Raw genomic sequence first — 11862 nt, forward strand, 5'->3', positions numbered from 1 at the left:
GGACAGGTTTCAATCGGAGGCCTGCTTGATGAGCGGCAGCAGCGTTTCGGCGGTGATGCGCATCTGGTCGGTGTAGAATTTTTCCGTAAGCACGCTGGAGCCGTGGTCCTGGATGAATTTGAGCTGCTCGGGCGAGATGTCGACCGGATTGCGCTCGACCATCTCCGGATAGGGCGCCGCCGGCGTGCGGTCGACGGGCGCGACGAACTCGTTGGTCAGCGCGCCGTCATAGCCGACTTCCTTCAGCGTGCGCACGATCTTCGGCCAGTCGATCTGGCCAAGACCGGCGGCGAAGCGGTTGTTGTCGGCGACATGGAAATCGAACAGGCGCTTTCCGACCTGACGGATCGCGTCATAGACGTTAAATTCCTCCATGTGGATGTGATAGGCGTCGAGGCAGACGCCGCATTCGGGGCTCACCGCATCGGCGAGCGCCAGCGCTTGGGCGCCGCGGTTGAAGAGGTAGGTCTCGAAGCGGTTGAGCGGCTCGACAGCGATCCTGACGCCGACCTTCTTGGCGTGCGTGAAGCATTCGCGCGTGGCGTCGACCACCCAGCCCCATTCCTCCGCCTCGGTGCCGTCCGGCACGACCTTGCCGACGGTCGCGGGCACAAGCGTGATGATCTCGCCGTCGAGCTCGCTCACCATGGTGAGCACGTCCTTGACGTATTGGACGGACCGCTCGCGCTGGCCCTGGTCCTTGGCGGCGAGGTTGCGCTCACCCAGCATCAGCGTCACCGAACCCCAGCAGCGAATGCCGTGCTCCTTCAGGAGCGCGCGCGTCTCCTTGGTCTTGTACTGCTCAGGCTCGCCGGAGATCTCGATCGATTCGTAGCCGAATTTCTTGATGCGCTTGAGCGTCACCTCCAGCGGCTCCGCCCGCATCCAATTGTGCGTCGAAAGATGCATGGTCTATCCTTCCCAGAATTCGCCTGTCACATTTTTGCCGCGGCGCCTCCGGCAGAGGTGGCCGCATGATTCCTCCCCAAGGCGTTGCCAGCATTTTCCTCCAAACTGGTTCGACCAATTGGGCCTGCCATGACCTCTACAGCAAATTTTAATGCGCAGCAAGAAGTGGGCGGCTCAAGCTCTATCGGCGAAGCAATAATCTGATTTCATGAGGTAATTTCGCTTGCCTGTTCGGTAGTTCGCCTCGTGTTAGCGGTTTTCGGCCGCTTGACCGAATTCCCGGATTTGGTAATACCAGAATGGCGCAGCGCATAGGCGCCGACAGGATTGACCATACAGGCTGGCCCTCACTTCAATCGGCGCTATGCTTGGTCGCGAAAACAAACGAGGGAGGATGCCGATGCCGACGACGATGAAGGGTCCCGGCCTGTTTCTGGCGCAGTTCGCGGGCGACGCCGCACCGTTCAATTCACTGCCTTCGATCACCAAATGGGCGGCAGGACTTGGCTACAAGGGCGTGCAGATCCCGACCTGGGATGGGCGCCTGTTCGACCTCAAGAAGGCGGCGTCGTCGAAGGCCTATTGCGACGAGGTGAAAGGCATCTGCGCGGACGCTGGCGTCGAGATCACCGAATTGTCGACGCATCTGCAGGGGCAACTGGTGGCGGTGCATCCCGCCTATGACGCCCAGATGGATGGCTTCGCGCCGGCCGAGGTGCACAACAACCCGAAGGCGCGGCAGAAATGGGCTGTCGAACAGATGGAGTTCGGCGCCAAGGCATCGCGCAATCTCGGGCTGAACGCCTCGGTGTCGTTCACCGGCTCGCTGGCTTTCCCCTATCTCTATCCCTTCCCGCAGAGGCCGGCCGGACTGATCGAGGAAGCCTTCGGTGAACTCGGCAAGCGCTGGAAGCCGATCCTTGATGTCTATGAGGACAATGGCGTCGATGTCGGCTACGAGATACATCCCTCCGAGGACGTGTTCGATGGCGCGACTTTCGAGATGTTCCTTGACGCGGTCGGCGGCCACAAGCGCTGCAACATCAACTACGACCCGTCGCACTTCCTCTTGCAGCAACTCGACTATCTGGAATTCATCGACATCTATCACGAGCGGATCAAGGCGTTCCACGTCAAGGACGCCGAGTTCAATCCGACTGGGCGGCAGGGCGTCTATTCCGGCTACCAGGGCTGGGTGAACCGGGCAGGCCGCTTCCGCTCGCTTGGCGACGGCCAGGTGGATTTCGGCGGCATCTTCTCCAAGCTCACCCAGTACAATTACGATTCATGGGCGGTGCTGGAATGGGAGTGCTGCCTGAAGCATCCCGAGGACGGAGCGGCTGAAGGCGCGCCTTTCATCCAGCATCACATCATCCGGGTGACCGAGAAGGCTTTCGATGATTTCGCCGCCGGCACGACTGACAAGAAGCTGCTGCGCGCGATGATGGGGATTTGACGCTTGGCTTCCCTCCCCCTTGAGGGGAGGGTCGATCCGCGCAGCGGATCGGGGAGGGGTCGCCGGGCGTAGAGCTCGGCACCTACCGACCCCACCCGGCCCTGCAGGCCACCCTCCCCTCAGGGAGGGGAAGGGGTATCTCAGACAATGGAGGGACAAAAATGGTCGGCGCATCGAAGTCGGAAGCGGGAGGCGGCCCGATCCGCTATGGCATGGTCGGCGGCGGGCAGGGCGCCTTCATCGGCGCGGTGCACCGCATCGCGGCGCGCATGGACAATGATTTCGTGCTGGTGGCCGGCGCGCTGTCGTCGGATCCGGCGCGGGCCAAGGCGTCGGCCGCCGAACTCGGGCTCGATCCGGAGCGCAGCTACAGCTCCTATGCCGAGATGGCCAAGGCCGAAGCCAAGCGCCCCGACGGCATCGAGGCGGTGGCGATCGTGACGCCAAACAACGTGCATGTGCCGGCGGCGAAAGCCTTCCTCGAGGCTGGCATGCATGTCATCTGCGACAAGCCGCTGGCGACGTCGCTGGCCGAGGCGAAGAAGCTTGCCGACCTGGTCGAAAAGACCGGCAAGGTGTTCGTGCTGACCCACAACTACACCGCCTATCCGATGATCCGGCAAGCACGCGAGATGGTGGCCAAGGGCATGCTCGGCGACATCCGCATCGTGCAGTCGGAATATCCGCAGGACTGGCTGACCGAGGACCTCGCCGCCACCGGCCAGAAGCAGGCCTCCTGGCGCTCCGACCCCAAGCAGGCCGGCGCCGGCGGGGCCCTCGGCGACATCGGCACGCATGCCTATAACCTGGCTCGCTTCGTCTCGGGACTTGAGCTCGATACGCTGTCAGCCGATCTCGACGCCTTCGTGCCGGGGCGCCAGCTCGACGACAACGTCAACGTCATGCTGCGCTTCAAGCCAATCGGCAACAAACATCCGGCCAAGGGCATGATCTGGGCGAGCCAGGTGGCGCCCGGCCACGAGAACGGGCTGAAGCTGCGCATCTACGGCTCCAAGGGCGGGCTGGAATGGGTGCAGGCCGACCCGAACTATCTCTGGTACACGCCGTTCGGCCAGCCGAAGCAGCTGCTCACCCGCGCCGGCGCCGGCGCGATGCCCGTGGCCGCGCGCGTCAGCCGTGTGCCGTCCGGCCATCCGGAGGGCTATCTCGAAGGTTTCGCCAATATCTACCAGGAAGCGGCACGCGCCATCCGGGCGGCACGCAAGAAAGGCGGCAAGCCGGCTAAGGATGTGGTCTTCCCGACGATCGCGGACGGCGTCGAAGGCATGGCCTTCATCGAGGCCTGCGTGAAGTCGTCGAAGAAGAATGGGGCGTGGACGAAATTGTAGTCGGCGACGCGCCCCCTCACCCGGATTGCCAGCCGAATTGCAACAGCAGTTCGGGGCAATCCGACCTCTCCCGGAGGGGAGAGGAGGCGTTGGCGCCTATCTTCTCCCCAGCGGGGAGAAGGTGGCCGCGAAGCGGCCGGATGAGGGGGAGTGGCGAGACCGGCGGTGCAATCAGCCGGCTGTCAGAGGGGAGGGGTGTCGATGAAAATCGGCATGTGCATGTTCTTGTGGACCACCAGCGTCTCGAAGAAGCACGAGGCGCTGCTCAAGGACATCAAGGCGACCGGCTTCGACGGCGTCGAAATACCGGTCTTCGTCGGAGCGCCCGACGACTATAAAAAACTCGGCGAGATGCTCGACCGCATCGGACTGGAGCGCACCGCGGTCTCGGCCATGGGCGATCCGGCGATGAACCTGATCTCGCCGGATGCCGCGACGCGCAAGGCCGGCATCGACTATATGAAATGGGCGATCGACTGCAGCGCCGCGCTCGGCGCTGACACTCTCAGCGGGCCGCTGCATTCCACGCTCGGCGCCTTCTCAGGCAGCGGGCCGACTAACGCCGAAAGGAAGCGCTCGGTCGCCTCGCAGCGCGCGATCGGCGACCATGCCGGCAAGAAGGGCGTGACGATCGGGCTCGAAGCGCTCAACCGCTTCGAATGCTATCTCGTCAACACCATGGCCGATCTGTGCGAGCATATCGACGCGATCGACCGGCCGCACATCAAGGCGATGTACGACACGTTTCATGCCAATATCGAGGAGGCCGACCCGATCGGCGCCTATACGAAGCATCGCCGCAATGTCGTCCATGTCCACATTTCCGAGAACGACCGCGGCGTGCCGGGGCGCGGCAACATCCCGTGGAAGGAGACTTTCTCCGCCATTCGCAGGAGCGGCTATGACGACTGGCTGACGATCGAATCCTTCGGCCGCTCGCTCAAGGATCTGGCGGCGGCGACGAAGGTGTGGCGCGATTTCGCGGAGAGCCCGGAGGCGGTTTATCGCGAGGGTTATCGGCATATCAGGGATGGGTGGAAGAGGGCGGCGTAAGCGCCCTGCGCCCGATCCATTTTCTATTTGCATTGGCAACGGTTGCCAGGTGGTTCCCCCACTCCGTCTCGGCTTCGCCGAGCCACCTTTCCCCCCACCGGAGGGAGAGGAAAGGGAGCCTGGTGGCGCCGGGAGAGGAAGTAAGCCTCGGCCTTCGAGGACAGGCGCGACTCGGACAGCTTGGCGCCTTTCCTCTACCCCGTCGATCGGGGGAGAGGTGTCGAGCGAAGCTCGACGGAGTGGGGGTCGACCTTGGCGCAGGCGAGACGATGCTTGCGCTTCTGCATCACAAGGTTACCCCTGAGCAGCCTGCAGCCGGTTGTAATCGTGCAGCGTGCGGCTCAGCCTTCGGCGCAGGAAGTTCGAGATGTTGTCGAAGATGAAGACGACGAGCAGCGTCAGCAGCACCATGTAGAAGACGTTGGCCCAGTTCGAATTGGTGCGCATTGCTTCCCAAAGCTTCAGGCCGATGCCGCCGGCGCCGACGGCGCCGATAATGGTTGCGCCGCGAGTGTTGGATTCCCACTGGTAGAGCGTCTGGCTGATGAAGACCGGCACCACTTCCGGCAGCACGCCGTAGCGCTGCACCAGCAGGCCGTGGGCGCCGGTCGAAAGCACGCCCTCGCGCGGCTTGTCGTCGATGTTTTCCAGCGCCTCGGAATAGGTTTTGCCCAATGTGCCGATCTCGGTGAAGAAGATCGCGGCGCTGCCGGCCAGCGGTCCGGGGCCGAAGGCGCGGGTGAAGAACAGCGCCCAGATCAGCATGTCGACCGAGCGCATGAAGTCGAAGAAGCGTTTCAGCACCTGGCTGAGCAGCCCGCTCGGCGTGATGTTGCGGGCGGCGAAGAAGGCGAGCGGGAAGGCGACGATACCGCCGAGCAGCGTGCCGAGGAAGGCCATGACGATGGTCTGCAGGAGCTTCGTCCAGACGTCCCCATGCTGCCACTGCGCATTGTTCCAGATGTTGTCGGCGGCCAAAGCGAGGTTCGAGGTTCCCGGCTTGAGCTCTGGCCCGGAGGCGATGAGCGAGATCACCTCGCCGGCCGACTTGCCGAAGAAGGGCGAGCGCGTGTCGAAGACGAAATTGGCCCAGCCGAGAAAGCGCTTGCGCACCTTGACGCGGTCGACGGTGATGCGCACCTCGCCGACAAAGCCCATCTTGGCGACGCTCTCGTCGTCATGGACGGTCACCCAGTCGGGCACCGGACCTGTGACCACCGGCTTGCCGCCGGTCAGCGATATCGGGACGGTCACGCCATTGGCCGTGATCGTTGCCCTTGTCTTGTCGAAGGTCACGGATTTCGCATCGCCGTCGATCTGAACCGTGAAGGTGCCGTCTGGGTTCTTGATCACCCAGTCGGGATCGGGGTTCTCGCCGAGCGCCGAGAAGCGCGGATATTTCGGCGTGATTTCGGGCCGGTCGAGCCGGAATTCCGGCTGCAGGTCGTAACTGATCCATTGCGACAGGAAGAGCGGCAGGCGCTCCCAATGCGACTCGCGCAGCACTTGCGGCAGGCTGAAGAACCACAAGGCATAGCCAAGATAGAGCACGGTGCCCGCGATCAGCAGCAGCGGCCAGAAGCGCTTGTAGGCCGGCTGCTGGAATATCTGCGGATGGCGTTGCTCAATCGTGGTTATTTCGTCGGCAGCCATAGCCATTTCAAGCGCTCATCAAAAATGCTTGCTCACCGACGAGCTTGCGGCGCAGCCAGGCGGAGAACTGGTCGACGAGGAAGATGGTGACGAAGAGCAGGAGCACCAGCGCCAGGGTCTTGGCGCCGAAGCCGCGTGAAATGGAAAGCTTCAGCTCCTCGCCGATGCCGCCGCCGCCGACCGCGCCCATGATGGTCGAGATGCGCACGTTGATCTCGATCCGAAGCAGCGTATAGGACATGAAATTGGGCAACACCTGCGGCAGGTCGGCGAAGCGCACGCGCTCGAACCAGTTGGCGCCGACGGCGCGCAGGCCCTCTTCCGGACGCATATCGATGTTCTCGTTGATCTCGTAGAACAGCTTGCCCAGCGCGCCGATCGAATGCAGGCCGATGGCGATGATGGCGGCCACGGGGCCGATCGAGACGATCGCCGCGAACAGGCCGGCAATGACGATCTCGGGGAAGGCGCGCAACAGTTCCATGAAGCGCTTGACGACGAGCCGCAGGATCGGGCTCGGCGTCAGGTTGCGCGCAGCGATGAAGGAGAAGGGAACGGCGAAGACGAAGCCGATGAAGGTCGAGACCAGCGCCACGTTCACCGTGGTCAGCATCAGCTCGAAATATTCGGGGATGTAGAAGCCGCCCCAGACGTAGACGCGGCCGAGCGGGAAGTTGAATTCCTGCGTGCCCTTGTCGTTGGGCGAGGCGATATCGAACAGCGCCCGCCAGACGTCGTTCCAGTCCTTCGGGACCAGCCAGCTCAGGAAATCAAGAATGTGCGGCAGCCGCTCGAAGAAATGGCCGGCATTGGCTTCGTCGGCGAACCACATGGTCGCGCACATGGCGACAAGCAGCAGGCCGACGCCCAGCGCGGTGTAGAAGCGGCGCAGTGAGGTCTGGCGCCGCCAGGCATCGGCCTGCTGGCGGGTGGCATCGGAATGGAGTGTCGCTGATGTCATGATCGGGATATGCAAAAAGGGCGGCGTTTCGAACGCCGCCCTTTTTCCAGATGCCTTTAGCCGCCGATAGCGGCTTTGCGGGCTTCGACGATGACGCTGTAGAAGTCCGGCTTCACCGGGACGTAGCCGGTGAAATCGCCACCCTCGACGCCTTCGAAGCAAGCCTTGTCCTTGGCCGGCAGGGCGGTGAAGAAAGCGGTGAGCTTGGCGGTCATGTCGTCGCCGAGCGCGGTGCGGACAACCAGCGGGCCGTTCGGGATCAGGCCCGAGCGCCACACTTCGACGAAGTCGTTCGGGTCGACGGCGCCCTTGGCGACTTCCTTGTGGAAGGTGCCGGAGGTGTAGCCGTTCTTGAAATCGCCGATGCCGGAGGAATCGTCCACCGCCACGTCGACCTTGCCGTCGCGCACGGCCAGCACGTTGTTCTCATGGCCGCCGTTGAACTGGGTCGAGGCGAAGTAGGTTTCGTTGGAAGCGCCGGTGTCCTTCGGAATCTGGGTCAGCGGAATCAGATAGCCGGAGGTCGAATCCGGATCGGCATAGCCGAGCTTCTTGCCCTTGGCCGACTTGATGTCGGTGATCCCCGAGGTCTTCAGTGCCAGGCCGATGGAGTAGTAGCCGGTCGAGCCGTCGGTCTGCTTGGTGGTGAGGATCGGCGTGACCGCCTTCGGGTCCTTGAGATAGACGCTGGCGTAGCCGGAAGCGCCGAGCTCGGCGAAGTCGAGCGTGCCGCCGAGCAGGCCCTGGATAACGCCGTCATAGTCGGCGGCCGGGAACAGCGACACCTTTTCGAAGCCGAATTCCGACTTCAGGTGATCGGCGAGGCACTGGTAGTTGCGCAGACGGTCGGTCTCGTTCTCACCGCCGAGGATGCCGACGCGGAATTCCTTGATGTCAGCGGCGTGCGCGGCGCTGGCCGCCATGGCGAGCAGCGAAACCGCCCCAAAAACCATCTTTCTGAACATTTTGCTCTCTCTCCTGTTGCTCCGGCTGCGCGCCGACGGCGTTCTGATTTTTCAAGTCTTGCCTTTGACGCGGGCGGGCGATCCGGGTTGCTCTGCTGAAATCCACGATTTGCCCGGACCGCTGGGCCGGGCGGCGGAGTCAGTAGCCAGGCAAGGCTGGTTCGAGCGGTCCGGCGGATGCGATGATCTTCGGCTTGACGGTCACGCTGGTCGATGTGATCGCCTCGGAGATCTCGGCGCCGCTGGCGTCGGCGCCGTAGACGGTGCGCACGGCGTCGCGGTCGAGGTCCTCCGGGGCGCCGTCGAAGACGACCTTGCCGGCAGCCATGCCGATGATGCGGTTGCAATAGGCGCGCGCGGTGTCCAGCGTGTGCAGATTGGTGACGACGGTGATGCCTTCGCGCAGATTGATGTCGCGCAGCGAATCCATCACCACCTTGGCGTTGAGCGGGTCGAGCGAGGCGATCGGCTCATCTGCCAGAATCACCTTCGGCTGCTGCATCATGGCGCGGGCGATTGCCACACGCTGCTGCTGGCCGCCGGACAGCGTGCCGGCCGGCTGCAGCGCGGTGCGGGCGATGTCGAGGCGCTCGAGCGCGGCCACGGCCTCGGCGCATTCGGTACGCGTGAACATGCCGAGCAGGTTGGAAACCGTCGAGCGATGGTTGAGGCGGCCGAGCAGCACGTTGGTCAGCACGTCGAGGCGCGGCACGAGGTTGAACTGCTGGAAGATCATGGCGCAGTCGCGCTGCCAGCGCCGCAGCGGCGATCCCTGCAGGCTGGAAACCTCCGCGCCCTCAAAAAAAATCGATCCTTGGCTCGGATCGATGAGACGATTGATCATGCGCAAAAGCGTCGACTTGCCAGCGCCGGAACGACCGATGATGCCGACCATCTGGCCGCGCGGGATCGAGATGTTGATATCGCTGACGGCGGTGTTCTTGCCAAATCGTCGGGTTACGCCGCGGATCTCAAGCGTGGCCGATGATGCTGACATACCAAAACTCCAGTCCGTTGCGCTTTTGCAGGTCTGTTAACCTTCGCTAGCGCAGGCCGATGAAGCTGGGGTGTCGGATTGATGTCAGTTTTGTTACGTCCCACAGGCTTAGAGATTCAACCAAGCACCAGCAATTCCTCGAAATGCTTCATGTCCTTGAAGCTGCAGAAGGCCGGAGGCTTGAGCTCGATCACAGGAGCCTCGCGTTCGAGGAACGACAGGCAGTCATCGAACAGATCCTGCCAGGCCGTGGCTCGCTCGTCGGCTAGACGGCGGATCTGATAGGCGAAGGTGATGTGGAAGACGTAAGCGTCGTGGTCCGGATGGCGGTAGCCGAACGGCACCGACAGCGCGTCGCGCCACAGGCGCAGGATGCGCTCGTCCTCAGCGGAAGCACCGGCAACCGTAAGGCCGTTTGGCGTAACGCCGATGGTCTTGATACGAAACGTAGGGCAGGCCTCAAAGCCCTCCAGGCGCTGCAGATAGAGGCGGGTCATGTCGTCGATGCTGGTGTCGAGCGGCACGTCGGAGGGCCAGTAGGGGAGCCGGCGCCGATATTCGATGATGCCCTGGAACAGCGTCATGTGCAGGCTGGAGATCGGCGTGAAGGCGAGGCGGTCCGCGTCCGGCATGGCGCGGATGCGCTCGCGCACCTCGATGATCGCGGCTTGCGAAGGCGAGTCGCTGATGAGGTGACTGACGACCGTGTTGCCGGGTTCGGGGAGGAAGTCGCCCGAGGTGTCGTAACGGGTGCCGAGATGCACCGGCGCTGTCGGGTTGGTACCTTCGAGAAATCCGGCGAGCGAGGGTCTGGCTGTGGCGAGCATCGCGATCTCCTTGGGGAAATGGCGTCCTGTCCGAGTCATGTGTCAACGGTGTGAATGGTGAATGGTGAGTGGTGAATGGTGAATGGTGAATGGTGAATGGTGAATGGTGAATGGTGAATGGTGAATGGTGAATGGTGAGAAGAAGGGCTTCGTTGCATTCACTATTGACCATTCACCATTCACCGCGCCTAGCCGCCATGCTTCTCCAGGAACGCCTCCTCCGACAGCTCGCGGAAATCGTCGAGCGCAGCGCGCAGCCTTGCATGATCCCAATCCCACCAGGCTAAAGCCTGGTAGCGCTCGGCGGTGCGGCGGTCGAAGCGCTCGCGGATCGGCTTCGCCGGCACGCCGCCGACGATTGTGTAGGGCGCGACATCCTTCGACACCACGGCGCCCGCGCCGACGGCCGCGCCATCGCCGACGGTGACGCCGGGCAGGATGGTCGAGCCATGGCCGAGCCAGGTGTCGTGGCCGATGGTGACACGCCTGGCGCGGCGCTCGGCGAAGAACGCGCTCTCATGCTCGGCGTCGTCCCAATAGTCGGAGGCGCGGTAGGTGAAGTGGTGCAGCGTCGGCCGCCAGGTCGGGTGGTTGGTGGCGTTGAGGCGCACGCTTGCCGCGATGTTGGAGAACTTGCCGATGGTCGCGCACCACACGGCGCAGTCCTGCATCATATAGGAATAGTCGCCGAGCTCGCATTCGGCGACGCGGCTGCCCTCGGCGATCTCGGTCCAGCGGCCGAGCGTCGAGTTTTCGACCTGCGCCGTCGGATGGATCAGCGGCGCCTCCGAAAGCTTCTTCATGCGGCGATCTTTCCGGCGGCAAAGGCCGTGACGTCGATGACGCGGTCGGCCACAGCCTCACGAACGTCGAGGTCGTGGAAGATACCGAGCAGGGCGACGCCCGCAGTCTTCTTGGCGGCGATGAGCTCGACCACGACATCGCGGTTCTTCGCGTCGAGCGAGGCGGTCGGTTCATCGAGCAGCAGGATCGGATGCTCGGTTATGAAACCGCGCGCGATGTTGACGCGCTGCTGCTCGCCGCCCGAGAAGGTCGCGGGCGGCAGCGCCCAGAGCTTTTCGGGAAGATTGAGCTGCGCAAGCAAGCTGCGTGCTTTTTCCCGCGCGCCTTCGCGATCCTCGCCGCGCTCGACCAGCGGCTCGGCGACCACGTCGAGCGCGGAAACGCGCGGCACGGTGCGCAGGAACTGGCTGACATAGCCGATAGTATGGCGGCGCACGGAAAGCACAGTGCGCGGGCTGGCGGAGGCGAGGTCGATCAATCCGCCGCCATGCTGGACGATGATTTGACCTTCATCGACGGCGTAGTTGCCGTAGAGCATCTTCAGGATCGAGCTTTTTCCCGCGCCCGACGGGCCGCCGAGCACGGCGCATTGGCCGGCGCGGATCGAGAAGGAGACACCCCTCACCACCGGCAGCGTGACGCCGTTACGCAGATGCATGGTGAAGCTTTTGGCGACGTCCGAGAGAACGAGAGGCGTGGCCATCAGAACATTCTCCAATCGTCAGTCGTTGGCGGGAAAGCACCCCCCTCTGCCTTGCCAGGCATCTCCCCCTCAAGGGGGGAGATCGCCTGTCGCATTCGGTTTCGCCACTCTCCCGCGTTGCAGAACAAGTGGGACATGAAAGCTGCTGATCTCCCCCCTTGAGGGGGAGATGGCCGGCAGGCCAG

11 protein-coding genes are annotated in these 11862 nt (G+C 63.4%); 3 read left to right on the top strand and 8 right to left on the bottom strand.

Translation table 11 applies throughout. The features are described 5' to 3' along the window. Positions 1-9: 9 nt before the first annotated feature. Positions 10-909, bottom strand: coding sequence for a sugar phosphate isomerase/epimerase family protein (locus LB553_RS28745; RefSeq protein WP_224518338.1), 900 nt, complete (start codon positions 907-909; stop codon positions 10-12). Positions 910-1309: 400 nt separating this feature from the next. On the opposite strand from LB553_RS28745, the gene LB553_RS28750 reads away from it, so the two are divergent. The 3 genes from LB553_RS28750 (at position 1310) to LB553_RS28760 (ending at position 4767) form a co-directional block, all read left to right on the top strand. Further along, positions 1310-2365: a sugar phosphate isomerase/epimerase family protein gene (locus LB553_RS28750; RefSeq protein WP_224518340.1), complete on the top strand. Its 1056-nt coding sequence runs from the start codon at positions 1310-1312 to the stop codon at positions 2363-2365. Positions 2366-2526: 161 nt separating this feature from the next. Then, on the top strand, positions 2527-3714 hold the full coding sequence (locus tag LB553_RS28755; protein WP_224518342.1) for a Gfo/Idh/MocA family protein: 1188 nt from the start codon (positions 2527-2529) through the stop codon (positions 3712-3714). A gap of 201 nt (positions 3715-3915) precedes the next feature. Then, positions 3916-4767, top strand: a complete 852-nt coding sequence (locus LB553_RS28760; RefSeq protein ID WP_224518344.1) for a sugar phosphate isomerase/epimerase family protein — start codon at positions 3916-3918, stop codon at positions 4765-4767. A gap of 294 nt (positions 4768-5061) precedes the next feature. On the opposite strand, the gene phnE (LB553_RS28765) is transcribed toward LB553_RS28760, so the two are convergent. The 7 genes from phnE (LB553_RS28765) to phnL all read right to left on the bottom strand — a co-directional run bounded on the left by phnE (LB553_RS28765) (position 5062) and on the right by phnL (position 11677). Next, positions 5062-6426 (bottom strand): phosphonate ABC transporter, permease protein PhnE, encoded by a 1365-nt coding sequence (gene phnE / locus LB553_RS28765; RefSeq protein WP_224518345.1) that lies wholly within the window; start codon positions 6424-6426, stop codon positions 5062-5064. Between the two features lies 1 nt (position 6427). Then, entirely contained in the window at positions 6428-7381 is a 954-nt protein-coding gene (gene phnE / locus LB553_RS28770) for a phosphonate ABC transporter, permease protein PhnE (protein WP_224518347.1), read from the bottom strand. A gap of 56 nt (positions 7382-7437) precedes the next feature. Next, entirely contained in the window at positions 7438-8346 is a 909-nt protein-coding gene (gene phnD / locus LB553_RS28775; protein ID WP_224518348.1) for a phosphonate ABC transporter substrate-binding protein, read from the bottom strand. Between the two features lie 139 nt (positions 8347-8485). Continuing rightward, positions 8486-9343 carry a phosphonate ABC transporter ATP-binding protein gene (gene phnC, locus LB553_RS28780; protein WP_224518349.1) on the bottom strand — a complete coding sequence of 286 codons (858 nt, stop codon included), beginning with the start codon at positions 9341-9343 and terminating at the stop codon, positions 8486-8488. Positions 9344-9459: 116 nt separating this feature from the next. Further along, the gene (locus tag LB553_RS28785; protein ID WP_224518350.1) at positions 9460-10170 is read right to left on the bottom strand and encodes a DUF1868 domain-containing protein; all 711 of its coding nucleotides are present in this window, start codon (positions 10168-10170) and stop codon (positions 9460-9462) included. Positions 10171-10358: 188 nt separating this feature from the next. Next, a complete protein-coding gene (locus LB553_RS28790) occupies positions 10359-10973 on the bottom strand; it encodes a DapH/DapD/GlmU-related protein (protein WP_224518351.1) in 615 nt (204 codons plus the stop codon). Further along, on the bottom strand, positions 10970-11677 hold the full coding sequence (phnL, locus tag LB553_RS28795) for a phosphonate C-P lyase system protein PhnL (protein WP_224518352.1): 708 nt from the start codon (positions 11675-11677) through the stop codon (positions 10970-10972). Before phnL ends, LB553_RS28790 begins: the two co-directional genes overlap by 4 nt. Positions 11678-11862 lie beyond the last annotated feature (185 nt).

It is taken from the genome of Mesorhizobium sp. CA8 (assembly GCF_020164955.1).
In the GTDB taxonomy this organism is placed as follows: domain Bacteria; phylum Pseudomonadota; class Alphaproteobacteria; order Rhizobiales; family Rhizobiaceae; genus Mesorhizobium.

What these genes read in the sequence shown, in the direction of transcription:
- LB553_RS28745 (WP_224518338.1), bottom strand. Translation starts at nt 909, where the DNA reads ATGCATCTTTCGACGCACAATTGGATGCGGGCGGAGCCGCTGGAGGTG.
- LB553_RS28755 (WP_224518342.1), top strand. Translation starts at nt 2,527, where the DNA reads ATGGTCGGCGCATCGAAGTCGGAAGCGGGAGGCGGCCCGATCCGCTAT.
- phnL (WP_224518352.1), bottom strand. Translation starts at nt 11,677, where the DNA reads ATGGCCACGCCTCTCGTTCTCTCGGACGTCGCCAAAAGCTTCACCATG.
- phnE (WP_224518347.1), bottom strand. Translation starts at nt 7,381, where the DNA reads ATGACATCAGCGACACTCCATTCCGATGCCACCCGCCAGCAGGCCGAT.
- LB553_RS28760 (WP_224518344.1), top strand. Translation starts at nt 3,916, where the DNA reads ATGAAAATCGGCATGTGCATGTTCTTGTGGACCACCAGCGTCTCGAAG.
- phnE (WP_224518345.1), bottom strand. Translation starts at nt 6,426, where the DNA reads ATGGCTATGGCTGCCGACGAAATAACCACGATTGAGCAACGCCATCCG.
- LB553_RS28750 (WP_224518340.1), top strand. Translation starts at nt 1,310, where the DNA reads ATGCCGACGACGATGAAGGGTCCCGGCCTGTTTCTGGCGCAGTTCGCG.
- phnD (WP_224518348.1), bottom strand. Translation starts at nt 8,346, where the DNA reads ATGTTCAGAAAGATGGTTTTTGGGGCGGTTTCGCTGCTCGCCATGGCG.
- LB553_RS28785 (WP_224518350.1), bottom strand. Translation starts at nt 10,170, where the DNA reads ATGCTCGCCACAGCCAGACCCTCGCTCGCCGGATTTCTCGAAGGTACC.
- LB553_RS28790 (WP_224518351.1), bottom strand. Translation starts at nt 10,973, where the DNA reads ATGAAGAAGCTTTCGGAGGCGCCGCTGATCCATCCGACGGCGCAGGTC.
- phnC (WP_224518349.1), bottom strand. Translation starts at nt 9,343, where the DNA reads ATGTCAGCATCATCGGCCACGCTTGAGATCCGCGGCGTAACCCGACGA.